The 13,415-nt window shown below is 33.0% G+C and carries 12 protein-coding genes; 5 read left to right on the top strand and 7 right to left on the bottom strand.

The annotated features are described in order from the left end of the window. The first annotated feature begins 355 nt into the window (after positions 1–355). On the top strand, positions 356–2,722 hold the full coding sequence (locus ON24_RS05905) for a DEAD/DEAH box helicase (protein WP_040682277.1): 2,367 nt from the start codon (positions 356–358) through the stop codon (positions 2,720–2,722). A 143-nt stretch (positions 2,723–2,865) separates the two neighbouring features. Here ON24_RS05905 and ON24_RS05900 read toward each other — a convergent pair whose 3' ends face one another. The 4 genes from ON24_RS05900 to ON24_RS05890 form a co-directional block, all read right to left on the bottom strand. Further along, positions 2,866–4,467 (bottom strand): transglutaminase-like domain-containing protein, encoded by a 1,602-nt coding sequence (locus tag ON24_RS05900; RefSeq protein WP_040682276.1) that lies wholly within the window; start codon positions 4,465–4,467, stop codon positions 2,866–2,868. A gap of 242 nt (positions 4,468–4,709) precedes the next feature. Beyond that, a complete protein-coding gene (locus ON24_RS05895) occupies positions 4,710–5,186 on the bottom strand; it encodes a zinc ribbon domain-containing protein (protein WP_040682275.1) in 477 nt (158 codons plus the stop codon). Between the two features lie 101 nt (positions 5,187–5,287). Continuing rightward, positions 5,288–5,452 (bottom strand): hypothetical protein, encoded by a 165-nt coding sequence (locus ON24_RS09325; RefSeq protein WP_160162416.1) that lies wholly within the window; start codon positions 5,450–5,452, stop codon positions 5,288–5,290. A 27-nt stretch (positions 5,453–5,479) separates the two neighbouring features. Beyond that, entirely contained in the window at positions 5,480–5,692 is a 213-nt protein-coding gene (locus ON24_RS05890) for a hypothetical protein (RefSeq protein WP_040682274.1), read from the bottom strand. A 304-nt stretch (positions 5,693–5,996) separates the two neighbouring features. Here ON24_RS05890 and ON24_RS05885 point away from each other — a divergent pair, with 304 nt between their 5' ends. The 3 genes from ON24_RS05885 (at position 5,997) to ON24_RS05875 (ending at position 7,998) form a co-directional block, all read left to right on the top strand. Next, a complete protein-coding gene (locus tag ON24_RS05885; RefSeq protein ID WP_040682273.1) occupies positions 5,997–6,320 on the top strand; it encodes a hypothetical protein in 324 nt (107 codons plus the stop codon). A 123-nt stretch (positions 6,321–6,443) separates the two neighbouring features. After that, positions 6,444–7,613 carry an SPFH domain-containing protein gene (locus tag ON24_RS08980; protein WP_050553575.1) on the top strand — a complete coding sequence of 390 codons (1,170 nt, stop codon included), beginning with the start codon at positions 6,444–6,446 and terminating at the stop codon, positions 7,611–7,613. Between the two features lie 22 nt (positions 7,614–7,635). Then, complete coding sequence (locus ON24_RS05875) at positions 7,636–7,998, top strand: hypothetical protein (protein WP_040682272.1); 363 nt, start codon at positions 7,636–7,638, stop codon at positions 7,996–7,998. Between the two features lie 524 nt (positions 7,999–8,522). Here ON24_RS05875 and ON24_RS09230 read toward each other — a convergent pair. Then, positions 8,523–9,029 (bottom strand): TM2 domain-containing protein, encoded by a 507-nt coding sequence (locus ON24_RS09230; protein ID WP_016357715.1) that lies wholly within the window; start codon positions 9,027–9,029, stop codon positions 8,523–8,525. Positions 9,030–9,635: 606 nt separating this feature from the next. On the opposite strand from ON24_RS09230, the gene ON24_RS05865 reads away from it, so the two are divergent. Further along, positions 9,636–10,121 (top strand): flavin reductase family protein, encoded by a 486-nt coding sequence (locus tag ON24_RS05865; RefSeq protein WP_040682271.1) that lies wholly within the window; start codon positions 9,636–9,638, stop codon positions 10,119–10,121. 398 nt (positions 10,122–10,519) lie between these two features. Here ON24_RS05865 and ON24_RS05860 read toward each other — a convergent pair whose 3' ends face one another. Continuing rightward, positions 10,520–11,980 carry a Mur ligase family protein gene (locus ON24_RS05860; protein WP_040682270.1) on the bottom strand — a complete coding sequence of 487 codons (1,461 nt, stop codon included), beginning with the start codon at positions 11,978–11,980 and terminating at the stop codon, positions 10,520–10,522. 114 nt (positions 11,981–12,094) lie between these two features. Then, positions 12,095–13,285 (bottom strand): aconitase X, encoded by a 1,191-nt coding sequence (locus ON24_RS05855; protein WP_040682269.1) that lies wholly within the window; start codon positions 13,283–13,285, stop codon positions 12,095–12,097. Between the last annotated feature and the right edge of the window lie 130 nt (positions 13,286–13,415).

The raw sequence follows: 13,415 nt of genomic DNA, 5'->3' as shown, positions 1-13,415 counted from the left end.
ACAAAATATTTAAATCTAAACTATATTATATTTTTCAATCCCTTTAAAATAGAAATTTGTTAGCTTATCATATATTATAAAATCAAGTTATAAAATATAAAGTTATATTCTACCTTAAGCCATACATTATTTTCCAAATTATCTTAAGATAAAAAATAGATTAGCTTATCTTATACTATAAAATCAAGTTATAAAATATAAAATTACATTCCACCACCATAAACTTTAGAAAATCAAACCCCCATTAAAGATATAATAATATAATTTAGATTATAAGTAAAAATCAGATGAATTTAAATTAACAATCCCATTAAACCCTAAAAGATTTATAAACAATAATATTAAAAATACAACTATGGCAAATTTTATAAATCATCCTTTACTTAGAAAAGACAAGGTTGAATCAAGGATTTATCAGAAGGTCCTAGCAGCTAATGCACTTAAGAAGGGAAACACCATGATAGTTGCACCAACTGCATTAGGTAAAACCATAGTTGCAGTACTTGTAGCTGCCGATAGATTGAATAATCTGAAAGGTTCAAAGGTACTTGTCCTGGCTCCAAGTAAACCGCTCACTATCCAACATGAGGATTCATTTAGGGAATTTCTCAATGTACCGGTATGTTCCATTACAGGTTCAATCAAACCTGAGGAACGTGAGAAAAGATGGAATGAATCCAGTGTGATATGTGCCACACCACAGACCGTTGAGTCAGATCTGCTTAAAGGAAGATATAATTTTGAGGACGTGTCACTCATCGTCTTTGATGAGTGCCACCATGGAGTCGGATCATATTCCTATGTATATCTTGCAAACAGATATATCCAGGAGAGAGAAAACCACCTGATACTCGCCCTTACAGCATCACCTGGCCATGATAAATCAAAGATAAAAGAGGTATGTGACAATCTGTTTATCCAGGATGTTGTGGTTAAAACAGAGGAGGATCCGGATGTAAGGCCATACTTTAATCCGATTAAAATAGATTGGGTGCCTATTGAACTTGGAAAGGAACTTACAAAGATTCAGGAAGCTTTAAAGAAATCACTTAAAACACGCCTTAAGGCCTTGAAGAACATGAAGGTGATCAACTCCATTACCGTAAATAAAAGGGATATTTTAAAGGCGCGTGGAAAGGTTCAAAATAAAATAGCCACTACAACCAATCCACCTAAGGAGTGTTTCCAGGCAATCTCAATCTTAACTGCTGTAATCAACCTCCAACATGGAATTGAGCTTATAGAAACCCAGGGTGTTGTACCGTTTAACGATTATGTAAACAGGCTTGAGAAAAAGAAAACAAAGGCATCCAAAAATCTTTTTATAGACCATAATTTCCAACGTGCAGTACGTCTAAGCAGAATAGCTGAGGAACACGGCCATGAACATCCCAAACTTAAAAAACTGACCGATATACTTAAGAAGGAATTAGGTTATGACGATGGTCAAACAACCCTTAAGTCCCTAAGGTCTGTTGAGGATTCCAAAAAATCCAGACAGTCCCCAAAAATACTTGTCTTTACACAGTTCAGGGATACACTTGAAATGATTCGCCAAAAATGTGAGGACGAGGGAATCAAAGCCGTAAAGTTCTATGGCCAAGGTACACGTAATGGTGAGAAGGGCCTAACACAGAAACAACAGCATGAAATCATAAAATCATTTAAGGTGGGAACCTATGATGTGCTCCTGTCCACAAGCGTTGCAGAGGAGGGTATTGACATACCTGCAATTGATCTTGTAGTACTGTATGAGCCGGTACCCTCTGAGATAAGAATGATTCAAAGACGTGGTAGAACTGGAAGAAAACATCAGGGTAAAATGAAGGTCCTTGTTACAAAGGGAACCTTGGATGAGGCATATTTCTGGAGTGCAAAACGTAAAGAAAAGAACATGAAACATCAGCTCATTGACAATGAACTGTTCAGCAATCTAAATCTCAATGCAGTTGAGAGAATTGAAAGTGTTAGAAACATAAAGTCTGTAGACAATCTAAATGAGGTCAACAAGGAAGAGGATAAGCTAGACACTAAGAATAGAAGAAAAAAGGTAGTGGTCTATGCAGACTCACGTGAGGGAAACTCAAGGGTCATAAGAAATCTTGACACCATAGGAGTGGATGTCGAGATTAAGACCATGACCGTTGGTGACTATCAAATAAGCGATGACATTATAATCGAGAGAAAAACGGCAAAGGATTTTACAGATTCAATTGTGGACAAACGTCTGTTTAAACAGGCAACATTAATGAGGGAGGAGTTTAAAAAACCATTAATGATTCTTGAAGGCAATGACTTCTATACAGGATTCATTAATCCCAATGCAATACGTGGTGCAATGGCATCCATTGCAATCGATTTTGGAATCAGCATCATACCTACAAGGGGACCTGACGATACCGCCGCAATGATAAAAAGGATTGCAATTAAAGAACAGAAAGGCAAATCCCAGCCAATCCAAATTAGAACCGAGAGAAAACCGGACAATCTATGGGAGCAACAACAGTTCATTGTTGAATCCCTACCTAATGTCGGACCTGTAACAGCCAAGAACCTGCTTAAACACTTCGGATCTGTCAAGGCTGTTGTGAATGCATCTGAAGATGACCTACAGGAAATTGAGGGAATTGGAAAAAGAACTGCAGAAAACATTCATAAGGTCTTAGCATCCAAGTACCTGTATTTTGAAAAATCAGATAGTAAAAATAAGAAGTTGATGTGAAAACTTTGTTTAATATGATAACCAAACCATGAATTTATAAACAATGCTTTATTGATTCCAAATGATGTGTTGAAATATACTTAATGTATGAAAAAAATAAAAAGATCCTTTAGAAAAAAAATAAAAGAGAAAATAGGAGAAATTTAGTATCCGATATTTGCATATGTGCTATATTCCGGGTAAATATTCCAAACACCAAAACCCCACGCACGTTGTGTTGTAGGATCTGCTATTAACCAAATCTTCTGGCTTTTAATCAACACTTGTGTCCATACATGGTTCGGTCCATGACAGTATCTTGCAGGAATTCCTACAGCCCTACATAATGCAACGACTAGATGTGATTGGTCCACACAATTGCCTTTCTTAAGTTCCAAACACTTTAAAGCTCCATAGCGAGTATTTGAATAAAGCTCATATTTAATTTGATATCTGACATAATCATATATCGCATTTGCTTTCTCCGTTATTGTTGACTTGTCTTTGGTTAAATTCTTTGCAAGATCCATGATTTTTTTATTACTCTTCTGAGCAGTTCTTGTTGAAATCAAATACTGATTAGTTGACTCTCCTTTGTAATTAATATTTCCAACATTATAGGACACAACACTAATATTATTATTAGAGGTTGCAGGCAAGTATTCATCATTTCCGCTGAAACTTACTGTAACATTATAGAAGTTAGGAGATAGATTAACGTTTAAATATGCATACCCTCCTTCATCAGTTGCACGGGCATAATCGAATTTACCAAGATATTTATATTTCCAATCCTGCTCTTTAACAAGATAGACCCAGGCATATTTGCTAATTGATATATCTACATTTTGATTTGCAATAGGATTTCCTTTTGAATCTGCAAGTTTTAATTTATAAGTTCTTGGCTCTTTATAAACCATGTATATATTATTTCCGGATATTTGAGTCTTTTCTCTTGTAATGTTCTTCTCAGAAATCATGTTTAAATTAGACTTAAAATTATACCTATTATTTCCAAGAAATGTGCTTCTAATCTCATAGACTCCGGGACCTAATTTGATTTTAATACCGGCTATCCCATCTGAATCTGTAAATACAGGATAGTTTTTATTTAAAATTGTAAATATTAATAGCTGATTTGAAAGGGCTTTACCATTGACATCAGTTAATTCAACTTTAAAAATCTCATCCTCATTATTATAGCCTATAATGTCACCTGAATCCATCTTTACATTAGTTTTACTTGAATTGTTTATACCCTGATTAACATTATCTGATGTTAGATATATCGGGGTGCCTGAGTCATTTAGATCATTGTTTTCTACTGAATCCCTGTCTATAATACAATCAGAACCATTTGAGATTGGAACATATCCAGTTAAATTATTATAGACCAAATAATAATCTAATTTATAGATGTTTAAGCTCTTATTTGAAGATATTGGTTGATAATTATTAGATGTAGTTTCCTTACCTGTTGAATCTACTATGGTTGGCATGTTAGCATAATATTTGAGGTTATATGAATTATATCCATCATGAACCATGAAATTACAATTTTCGGAGAAATCAAAATCATCAGGTAAGATCACAGTGAATTCCTCATCTGCACTGCCATCAGTAGCTTGACTTAAATTAGATGAGGTATTCTGAATATAATTAGAGTCCACACCATCTGCAGTTGAGTTAGTATCATTAACAATATTAACAGAAGAATTATTATTTATATCTGCTGCAGAAACTACATTTAAACTAATAATGATCAAGAAAACCAATAATAGAACTATAGTTTTTCCATGATTAAAAATAATTATCCACCTCGAAAATATGATTATATAAAATTAATATTCATTACATATAAATAGCCAAACCTAAAAAAAAGGATTTTATGAAAACCCGATTTTTAACTTGAAATGCTGCTTAAAATATTTAATTTTGTACTGAATATTCATTTGTTAAATTTTTGTATTTTGATTAATTCTAAAAAAAATAAAAATAAAGTTTTAAGTTAATCAGTCCACCAGAACAAATTACGAAAATCAAGCTTATCTTCTACTTTCTCACCTTTATTTAACATGTCTGTAGATTTGACCACATCGGCAATACAATAGACCCACCAAATAAAGCATACCAACATACAAATACGTGATAGTGTGATATATTCTAAAGAAATAAGATTATTGAATATAAAAAGCAATATCACCTGAATAATCAACATGAAAAATCCTTTCTTTCCAAGACCTAAGTATATCTGGCCTAAACCTGATAATATCACTGAAAGAAAAACAGCTAAACCCCTCTTATGATAGCTTGTAGGAATACTATCTATTTTATCCCCGTTATTTTGACTATTAAATTTATCTATCATATCCTTATTATTCTGATTATTAAAAACAATTATCCTATCTGCAGCCAACTTTGTGCCACATGCGCGGCAATAATTACCGTCTGGATTTTCACATCCGCAGTTTGGACATTTAACCATTTTACATAACACCTGCCTAAAACATTTTTAAAAGTTACTATATACTACTTTATTGGAAGTATAATTTAAATTTTTTAAATAGATTAAAAGGTGAAATATTCCTACCACCAATCTAGATTATGAAAGTCAAGTTTATCTTCTACTTCCATACCCTCGTTTAAAGCTCTTGCAGTAGCATATGCATCCATTAATACTTGAAGCCGCCATATAAAAACAAATGCAGAAATTAAAAAGATCATTAATGGTACCGTAAGATGTAAAACCAAAATTAGAACCAGTATCCCACATAGATTTTAATTTGAACATAAACTTTCTTTGGAAAACCAGGACAAAGTCGACCTACCTGAGATAAAAAATGAAAGTAAAACTGGTTCTATCTCGATATATTGTTTTCCAGGTTTTTTAGAGGACATTACATTTATTTTCCCACCATAAGGATTATCTATCCCAATAGTTTTACCTTCCCTGGAAGTGAACCGATGCATGACAGTATTTCCCACCATCATGATTTTCCCATCTACAATTAGGACATTGAACCATTACATAACCCTATAGAATAGTGAATTTCAAAAATGAATTATGTATGTTTATATTAAAACTAGAATTTATGACTAACATTCTTCAAAAAATTTCCAGATAGATTATTAAATCAAAAAATTTATAATCAAAATATTATAAATATATCCAATAGTTAAGGGGGACTATTTTTAAGTATATAATCAATTTCTATAAAGACAATGAAAAAAATGATTACCAATTGACTATTTTTTAAGTAGAATCCCCCATATCAAATAACAAAGGTGTAGGTAAATGAGCGACGGCTCTTATAAGATTGTAGAAGATGAAATTGGACCTGGTTTTACCTGTGAAAACTGTGGAAGTCAAAGTTTTAAAGTCGAAGGAGATGAATATGTCTGCCAATCCTGTGGAACAAGTTATAGAATAGTTCGAAAACAAGAACCAGTTCAAAATATTAATACAAATCCACAACCACAACAAGCACCAAAGACCATACCGCAACAACAAAAGCAACAGAACACTGCTAACACCGATTCAGATGATGCAGTTGCAGCAGCGTGTTGTTTAGGAATAATTATATTTTGTGTAATAATAGCAATTATTAGTGCCCTTTAAATTTAATATTAATTATTAGAAAGGGAGCGATTAATGAAAATACTTATAATAAATAAATATTGAATCTGGTTTTTACTGTAAAAACCGTGGAACTAAAGTTTTTAAGATTTATTAGGTGATAAAATGGCAATAGATTTATTTAAGGTAGCGAAATATGAGGGTGATGATAAACATTTAGTGTGGAAATATCCATACGAAGACTTTAACACCAAAAGCCAGCTAATTGTACATCAATCACAAACAGCCGCATTCTTTAAAGATGGTAAAATAGCCGATATCTTTGGACCAGGTAAATATGAACTTACATCTGAAAACCTTCCAATATTGAACAATTTTATTAATATTCCAACAGGCGGAGTAAGTCCATTTCACTGCGAATTATACTTCATAAATAAGGCAACTGCATTGAATGTTGAGTGGGGAACCAGTAGTCGTTTTCCGATATTGGATGCCCAGTTCAACATACCAATCAGTGTTGGTGCATCAGGTTCAATGGAAATCAAGGTCAAGGATGACATGAAATTTTTGGTCGAGGTAGTTGGAACCCAGGACGATGTTGATGTTGATAAACTGAAGGTATACTTTAGAAACAAGATGGTTACAAGAATTAAGACCTATCTTGCAAAGCTTATGGAGGAGGTAAGCTATTTCAATGTAACCGCACACCTAGACGAGATTTCAAAAGCGATTCAGGATCGTCTAACTGGAGACTTTGAACAATATGGTATCGATTTAATCAACTTCTATATTACCAATGTGATTATTCCAAAAGAGGATACTGAGAAACTTGAAAATGTGCTTAACAAGAAAATGGAATATGGTACACTTGGATTCAATTGGGCTGATGAACAACTAGCTGATATCTCAAAAAGGTATGCTTCCAATGAGGGAATGGCCTCCAACATGAATGGTATGATTACAGGTATTCCACTTGCACTTGCATTCGGTGAGATGTTAAAGGACAATGTTGGGGAAAACATCAATTCAACCTTTAGTGGTAAATCTCAAAACTTTAACTCCAATCAGAACAACAACGGCAATAATACAAATGACAACAATAATGGAACTAACTCTAACCAGAACAACAATGGTGGATCTGGAGAAGCTACTACTACAATGAAAGAAGGAGAATATGGTTTCTGTAAGGAATGTGGAAAACCTTTAAAAGAGGGAGCATTATTCTGTTCCAACTGTGGAGCCAAGGTAGAAAAAGAGAAAAAATGTAAGAAATGTGGCAATATCCTTGATGAAGGGGACAAATTCTGTTCAAGATGTGGTACAAAAGTAGAATAGATCTAAATAGGGGGACTTTATTATGAATATGGAAGATTTAATATATTTGATCATATTTGCTCTATATGCCGTATGTGGATATCTAAGCTTTGGACCAGGTAACATGTTTATAGTTGCACTGGTCTTTACGGCAATATCAACTGTAATCGTCTTAGTTGTAAACGAATATATTGGACTAGACTTCAACAGTGCACCGCTTCAGGTATTTCTAGCATTATACTTTGCTGTTCAGATTATTGGAAGTCTGATCCTTACTGCATATACCAACTCATTAAATAATTCCATAATAGCTCAGATGATTATACTTGTAGTCTTCGGTATAATAATCATGACACTATATCAGGGAAAACAGTATATTGAAAAGGAAGAGAAGAATAAACAGTGAATGTATCTTGGATACATTTCCATTTCCTTTTCAACTTCAAACCTAAAACAACTTATTTTAACTATTTTTATAAAGACGATTCTTAAAGCATTTACTGATTATAAAGTTGTTTTAAATATTGATGATTAAATTATAGAAGCACCTAATCCTACAGTATAATTAAAACCAAGACTGATTATTTATAATATAAAATTGTTTATTCAATTTAAAAAGAGATAATATATCATTTTAATAGATGTACTAATTTTTCATTCCTATATACAATAGTAAATGTAGATAAACCAAGATAAAAACAATGATTTTATAAAAATTAGATTCTTTATATTATGAAAATATTTAGAAAAACACATCCAAAAGTTAAAAATCATAATTAAAAAAGGAATATAAAAATAGCAAAAACAAAAACAATAGATAATAGCTAAAAATAATTAAAAAAGTAAAATAAGAGCTAAAACAACTAAATAAAAAAAATAGCTAAAAATAATCAAATGAAAAAACTATTAAAAAATATAATTCAATGGAAATTAGTTCCACCAAATTAAGTTTCTAAAGTCAAGGGACTCTTCAACATAAGTTCCCTCGTTAATAGCCTTAGTACATTCATATGCATCAACAATAGCATAGATTGCCCATATAAATGCAAGTATATATCCAATGAAAATAAGGGTTAAAATTCCGAATATTATTTGGATAACAAAGATCTTAAGTCCTTTCTTACCTAAGCCTAAGTATACATGACCTAAACCAACAATAAATAATGATAATATAACGGCAATCGCTACATTTTTATGTTTAGTTACCTGATTATAACCATTGCCATAATTCCTGATTGGGGTCCGGGTGTTCTGATTTGCTGATTGGTTGTTAAATTCCGTATTTATATTCTGATTGGATTGATAGCCCTTACCTGAATCCATGCTTTGAGTATGGGCTATATTGTTTGTTTCCTCTTCAGGAGGCAATTCTGAACCACAGACAGTACAGAAATTACCTTGCTTTACATCACTTCCACAATTCGGACATCTTCGCATCTTTATCTACTTCCCTTAATAGATTAAAGAATTTAATTGTTAAATCCTATTATTCAAATTAACAATATTTATTTAAACTAGTTTTATAATTAATCTTAACTTTATAGAAACTTAAATATAAAATTGTTTATTTAATTTTCAAAGGATTTTACTTGATTTTACATATAAAATGCAATAGAGGGAATTATACAAAATTAGAAATTAAACCGTTAAATTATAAAAATAGCTAAAAAAATATCGATTAATAAAAGCATGTTCATAGTTTAGAAAGTGAGGAATATGGAACTTAGTATTTAATTAAAGTCTTGTCTAAATAGAGATAAACTCCAGAACCAATGATTGTTCACAATGTATAAAACAATTTTAAAGTATTAAACAGAATAAAAAATGCAATATTTGTTTATATAATGTATACAACACCATTAAAGTATCGTTAACAACAATAAATAGTTTTTATAAGGTAAATACTTATACAACCTATAATTTTCATGAAAGAAATTAAGAAGGACATTATAATGGATTATACTTTAATGACTTAAAACGCATACCAAAAAAATAAACTTATTATAAATAAAATGAAATATTCAAATAATGGAGGAAGTTCATATGAAAAAAGACGCTATAATTGATAAATCAAGAATTGAACCAAAGCCTAACACAATTGTATCCTGCCGTAAGGATGGAAAGGATAATGCACTGGTAGTAGGATTTGCATCCAATGCAAGTTTAGAACCATCAATGGTTATGGTCGGTATTGTACCTACCAGATATTCCTATGATATGATAAAGGATACAGGCAAATTTGTAGTCAACATACCTGGAAAGGACTTTGCTGATGAGTTTAATTACCTAGGTACCGTATCTGGTAGAGATGAGGACAAACTAGCAGAGATCAATACTGTCGATGGTGACATTGTAGATGCACCTATCTTAACAGATTGTCCTGTTAACTTCGAATGCACCGTTGTTACCTCTGTAAAGCCAGAAGATGGTACCCATGAATTATTCATTGCCAAAGTAGAGAAGGTACACTGTGATGAGGAGTATCTTGAAGATGGCATAATTCAATGGGATAGAATAGATTTGCTATAATTTTTTAAAGAGATTTTAAGATTCATAGATTTATTTTAATTTTTATCAGATATTAAAATCTTAAATCTCTTTTTATTTAAATAACTTAATTTTTTTATCTAATTTTATTTGATTTGAAAGTGTATGCTTATTCTAAACTTAATTATACCATTTAATTTTCAATTCCAACTATTTTTTACAAAATGAAAATAAAGATATAAAATCACGATTCAAATCAAGATTTAGATTATAAAAGTAGAAAAACAAAATTAAACATCAGATTCAATACTTAACCTATAAAGATAGAAAAAATAAAATCACAACCCCAAGTTCAAAAAGTAGATTATAAAAATAGAAAAATAGGATTAACTTGAAATTCAAAATAGTTTACAAAAATGAAAATAAAAAAAAATTTAAGATTAGTCCTCATATTCAAATTTACCCTCATATTCAAGGCAGCCTTCTTTAAGGCCTTTCTTAATACTGGATACGATACGGGGCCTATCATGCATTATTACAGGGCCGATATGTAGAATTATATCACCAGGCTTTGAATATTTAATACAAAGCTTAGCGCCCTCTTCCATTGTACCTGCAAGAACGCCTTTCGCCTTTTTACCTTCTGCACCATCAAGTATTTCCTGTGCTGCATCCATCTCGATTCTTTGTCTGACCTCATTGAAACCTGTTGCAACTATAACATTTACAAAGTCACCACAGAGCTCACCTACTTCTTTCTTATCCCTTTCAGTTGTTGTATCAAAGTTATCAAGAAGAAGGGTTACCTCATCGTCCTTAAAGTATTCCATAGTAAGTCTCATACCCTCAGTTAGAAACGCTGAATCAAGTATGACCTCACGTCCATTATACTTTCCAATATTTTCCATATGGACTTCAAGACCTTTAAACTTAGATAAGGCGTCAATAATAGGTTCCTCATCTACCCCATATGTAAGTGCTGCGGCGGCTGCCCCTGTTGCATTTTCATAGAAATAGCTTTTCATTTGAAACGGTCCTTTAAAGTCCCCATGGATACTTCCAACACCTGTTTTTAAATCATCCGCATCGTACTTGATTTCAATATTACCCTTGGTTCCAATTCCAACAAAGTTACAGAAAGAGGTATCCCATTCAGGATTCTCCCATCCATAATATAATGTGTCGGCCCTATCGGATCTCTCCTCTATTAAATCCTTTAGGTGGTTACTTGCGATTAAGGTTTCGGAGTTTCTTACAATAAACATCTTCCTTTGGATGTATCTTTCCATAGAACCTCCAAATTCCGATAGATGATCTTCGTGGATGTTTAGGAACAGTCCAACCTTTACATTGATTTTTGGAAATAGGCCTGCAGTTCCATGTGGAAGTTCAAATACACAGATATCACATTCCTCATTCTTGCCATTTACGATTCCGTCCACAATAACCTCACTTACAAGGTTTTGGTTTAGGGATGAACATGACCATACCTTGTATCCTGCAGCCTCAAATATACTTGTTGTAATATAGGTAGTGGTGGTTTTACCCATTGTACCTGTAATACCTATAATATCAAGTGTAATGGCCTCGTTTAAAATGTCTGATACCATTTCATTGGTTATAACCTTAAGGTTCAATTCCTCTACCTTTTTATATGCATATGATGTTTTTGGAAGTGTAGGTGCCATATATACATAGTCGATATCTGTAAAATCCGGTTCGGGATTTCCCAAATCAAGTATTACACCTTCCTTCTCCATCTGCAACAGTCTTGCCTTGAAATCCGGATGGAAGTCCTCAAGTTTCTTTGGATCTGTTACCTCCACATGGTGGCCTAAGTAGTTCAATAATCTTGCAACAGGTCTTCCTGCATTTCCTCCACCTATAATCTTATAATTCATGATAATCCTCTAGTTTTATTTAATATTAATATCTTCAATGTTTATATCTTTAATAGCTAATTTGAGTGTATCTACTCAAGTGTTTAATGAATTAATTATAACTTTAAATATAAATTATTCAAACTGAATTAGGTTTTTAGCCTCATCATATACAACATCGATTCCACTCATATTCGGAACATAGTTTGCTGCTTTAGCTGAGTTTACACCGATGACCTTATATCCTAAATCCTCAATTGGTGCTACAACCATACATGTATCACATACAATATGTCCACCAGCTTCCTCAATGGCTTGTAGGTATCCCATTCTTTCTGCTGCAGCTTTAATGTTTACAGATGTGCAAATCCATAATTCGTTCTTGATTTTCCTATCTTCCACAATTGCTGCAAGATCCTTAATCTCCTCAAGTGATGCGTGTGGACAGCCTAAACATACAAGGTCAGGTACCTCATTTGATGTTGAAAGCTTTGCCTTTGTATCCTCAATATCCTCTTTTGTAATGGTTATGGTCTCTTCCGCATTTCCAATATCCATATTTTTATATTCAGGTGTGATGTTTTCTACTTGGTATAGCGCAACCGCACCTGATGATGCAAGTGCTGCACCTAATGCCTTGAGGTTTTCATTCTTAACCTTCTGATCTTGCAACTTAAAGTATGGTACCCCATCACCTACAACCTGGCCCACTGCATAACCAAGTGCACCGAAGTCAACACCACTAAGCTCGGATTCCACATTCACTACAAGATTTGCCTTCCTGTTTTCATCTAAGTGGAAACCATATAAGGGAGTCTTTCCGACAATGGCTGCTGCAAGAGCACCTGGACCACCTTCACGGTTAGTGCGGGCACCTATAACAGAGTTTACATATGCAACAGCAGATGACTCACTCCAGGATACATGTTCGGCAAACCTTGGAACATTACCAATGAGATAGGGTGTGCATGTACATAATGTTGTGATTCCAAGTTTCCCATATGCATCTACAATATCGTTCTGTTTTCCTGCAAAGAATTCTGAAAAACCTAGCTCCTTCCAATGCTCCAGATCAACACCTGCAGGATTCAATGTTGCCGGAATACTTGCCTTTGCTGACTTGTCAGTTGCCAAATCCTCAAGGTACTCTAAACCTGCCTGGCCTATGGTTTTATAGGATACTCCTGAAACCTGTGCAGAACTGATGTCCACAAATCTCTCTGCCTCATAAATATCTCCTAACGCTATTAAAATATCCATACTTTTTCTAATGGTTTCACCATATTCCCCATTAGACATCTTCTCTTCTTCTGGAGTTAAATACATATTATCACTGAAAATATTAATTATCTAAGTTAGTTTTAAATATGTAAATTATGATTTTTATATTTTTTAGTAGAAATAAATAAATTAAAATGAAAAGAATAATTTAGGAATAATTCCTAATAATGAGAAA

The organism is Methanobrevibacter boviskoreani JH1, from assembly GCF_000320505.1.
Lineage (GTDB): Archaea > Methanobacteriota > Methanobacteria > Methanobacteriales > Methanobacteriaceae > Methanarmilla > Methanarmilla boviskoreani.
Note: the sequence above shows the minus strand (reverse complement) of the source record. Positions and strands in the feature narration are given on the sequence as shown.

Bases quoted from the DNA above. Each gene is read 5' to 3' on its own strand.
- ON24_RS05865 (WP_040682271.1), top strand. From the start codon at position 9,636: ATGAAAAAAGACGCTATAATTGATAAATCAAGAATTGAACCAAAGCCT.
- ON24_RS05885 (WP_040682273.1), top strand. From the start codon at position 5,997: ATGAGCGACGGCTCTTATAAGATTGTAGAAGATGAAATTGGACCTGGT.
- ON24_RS09230 (WP_016357715.1), bottom strand. From the start codon at position 9,029: ATGCGAAGATGTCCGAATTGTGGAAGTGATGTAAAGCAAGGTAATTTC.
- ON24_RS05875 (WP_040682272.1), top strand. From the start codon at position 7,636: ATGAATATGGAAGATTTAATATATTTGATCATATTTGCTCTATATGCC.
- ON24_RS05890 (WP_040682274.1), bottom strand. From the start codon at position 5,692: ATGATGGTGGGAAATACTGTCATGCATCGGTTCACTTCCAGGGAAGGT.
- ON24_RS05895 (WP_040682275.1), bottom strand. From the start codon at position 5,186: ATGGTTAAATGTCCAAACTGCGGATGTGAAAATCCAGACGGTAATTAT.
- ON24_RS05855 (WP_040682269.1), bottom strand. From the start codon at position 13,285: ATGTATTTAACTCCAGAAGAAGAGAAGATGTCTAATGGGGAATATGGT.
- ON24_RS05860 (WP_040682270.1), bottom strand. From the start codon at position 11,980: ATGAATTATAAGATTATAGGTGGAGGAAATGCAGGAAGACCTGTTGCA.
- ON24_RS05905 (WP_040682277.1), top strand. From the start codon at position 356: ATGGCAAATTTTATAAATCATCCTTTACTTAGAAAAGACAAGGTTGAA.
- ON24_RS08980 (WP_050553575.1), top strand. From the start codon at position 6,444: ATGGCAATAGATTTATTTAAGGTAGCGAAATATGAGGGTGATGATAAA.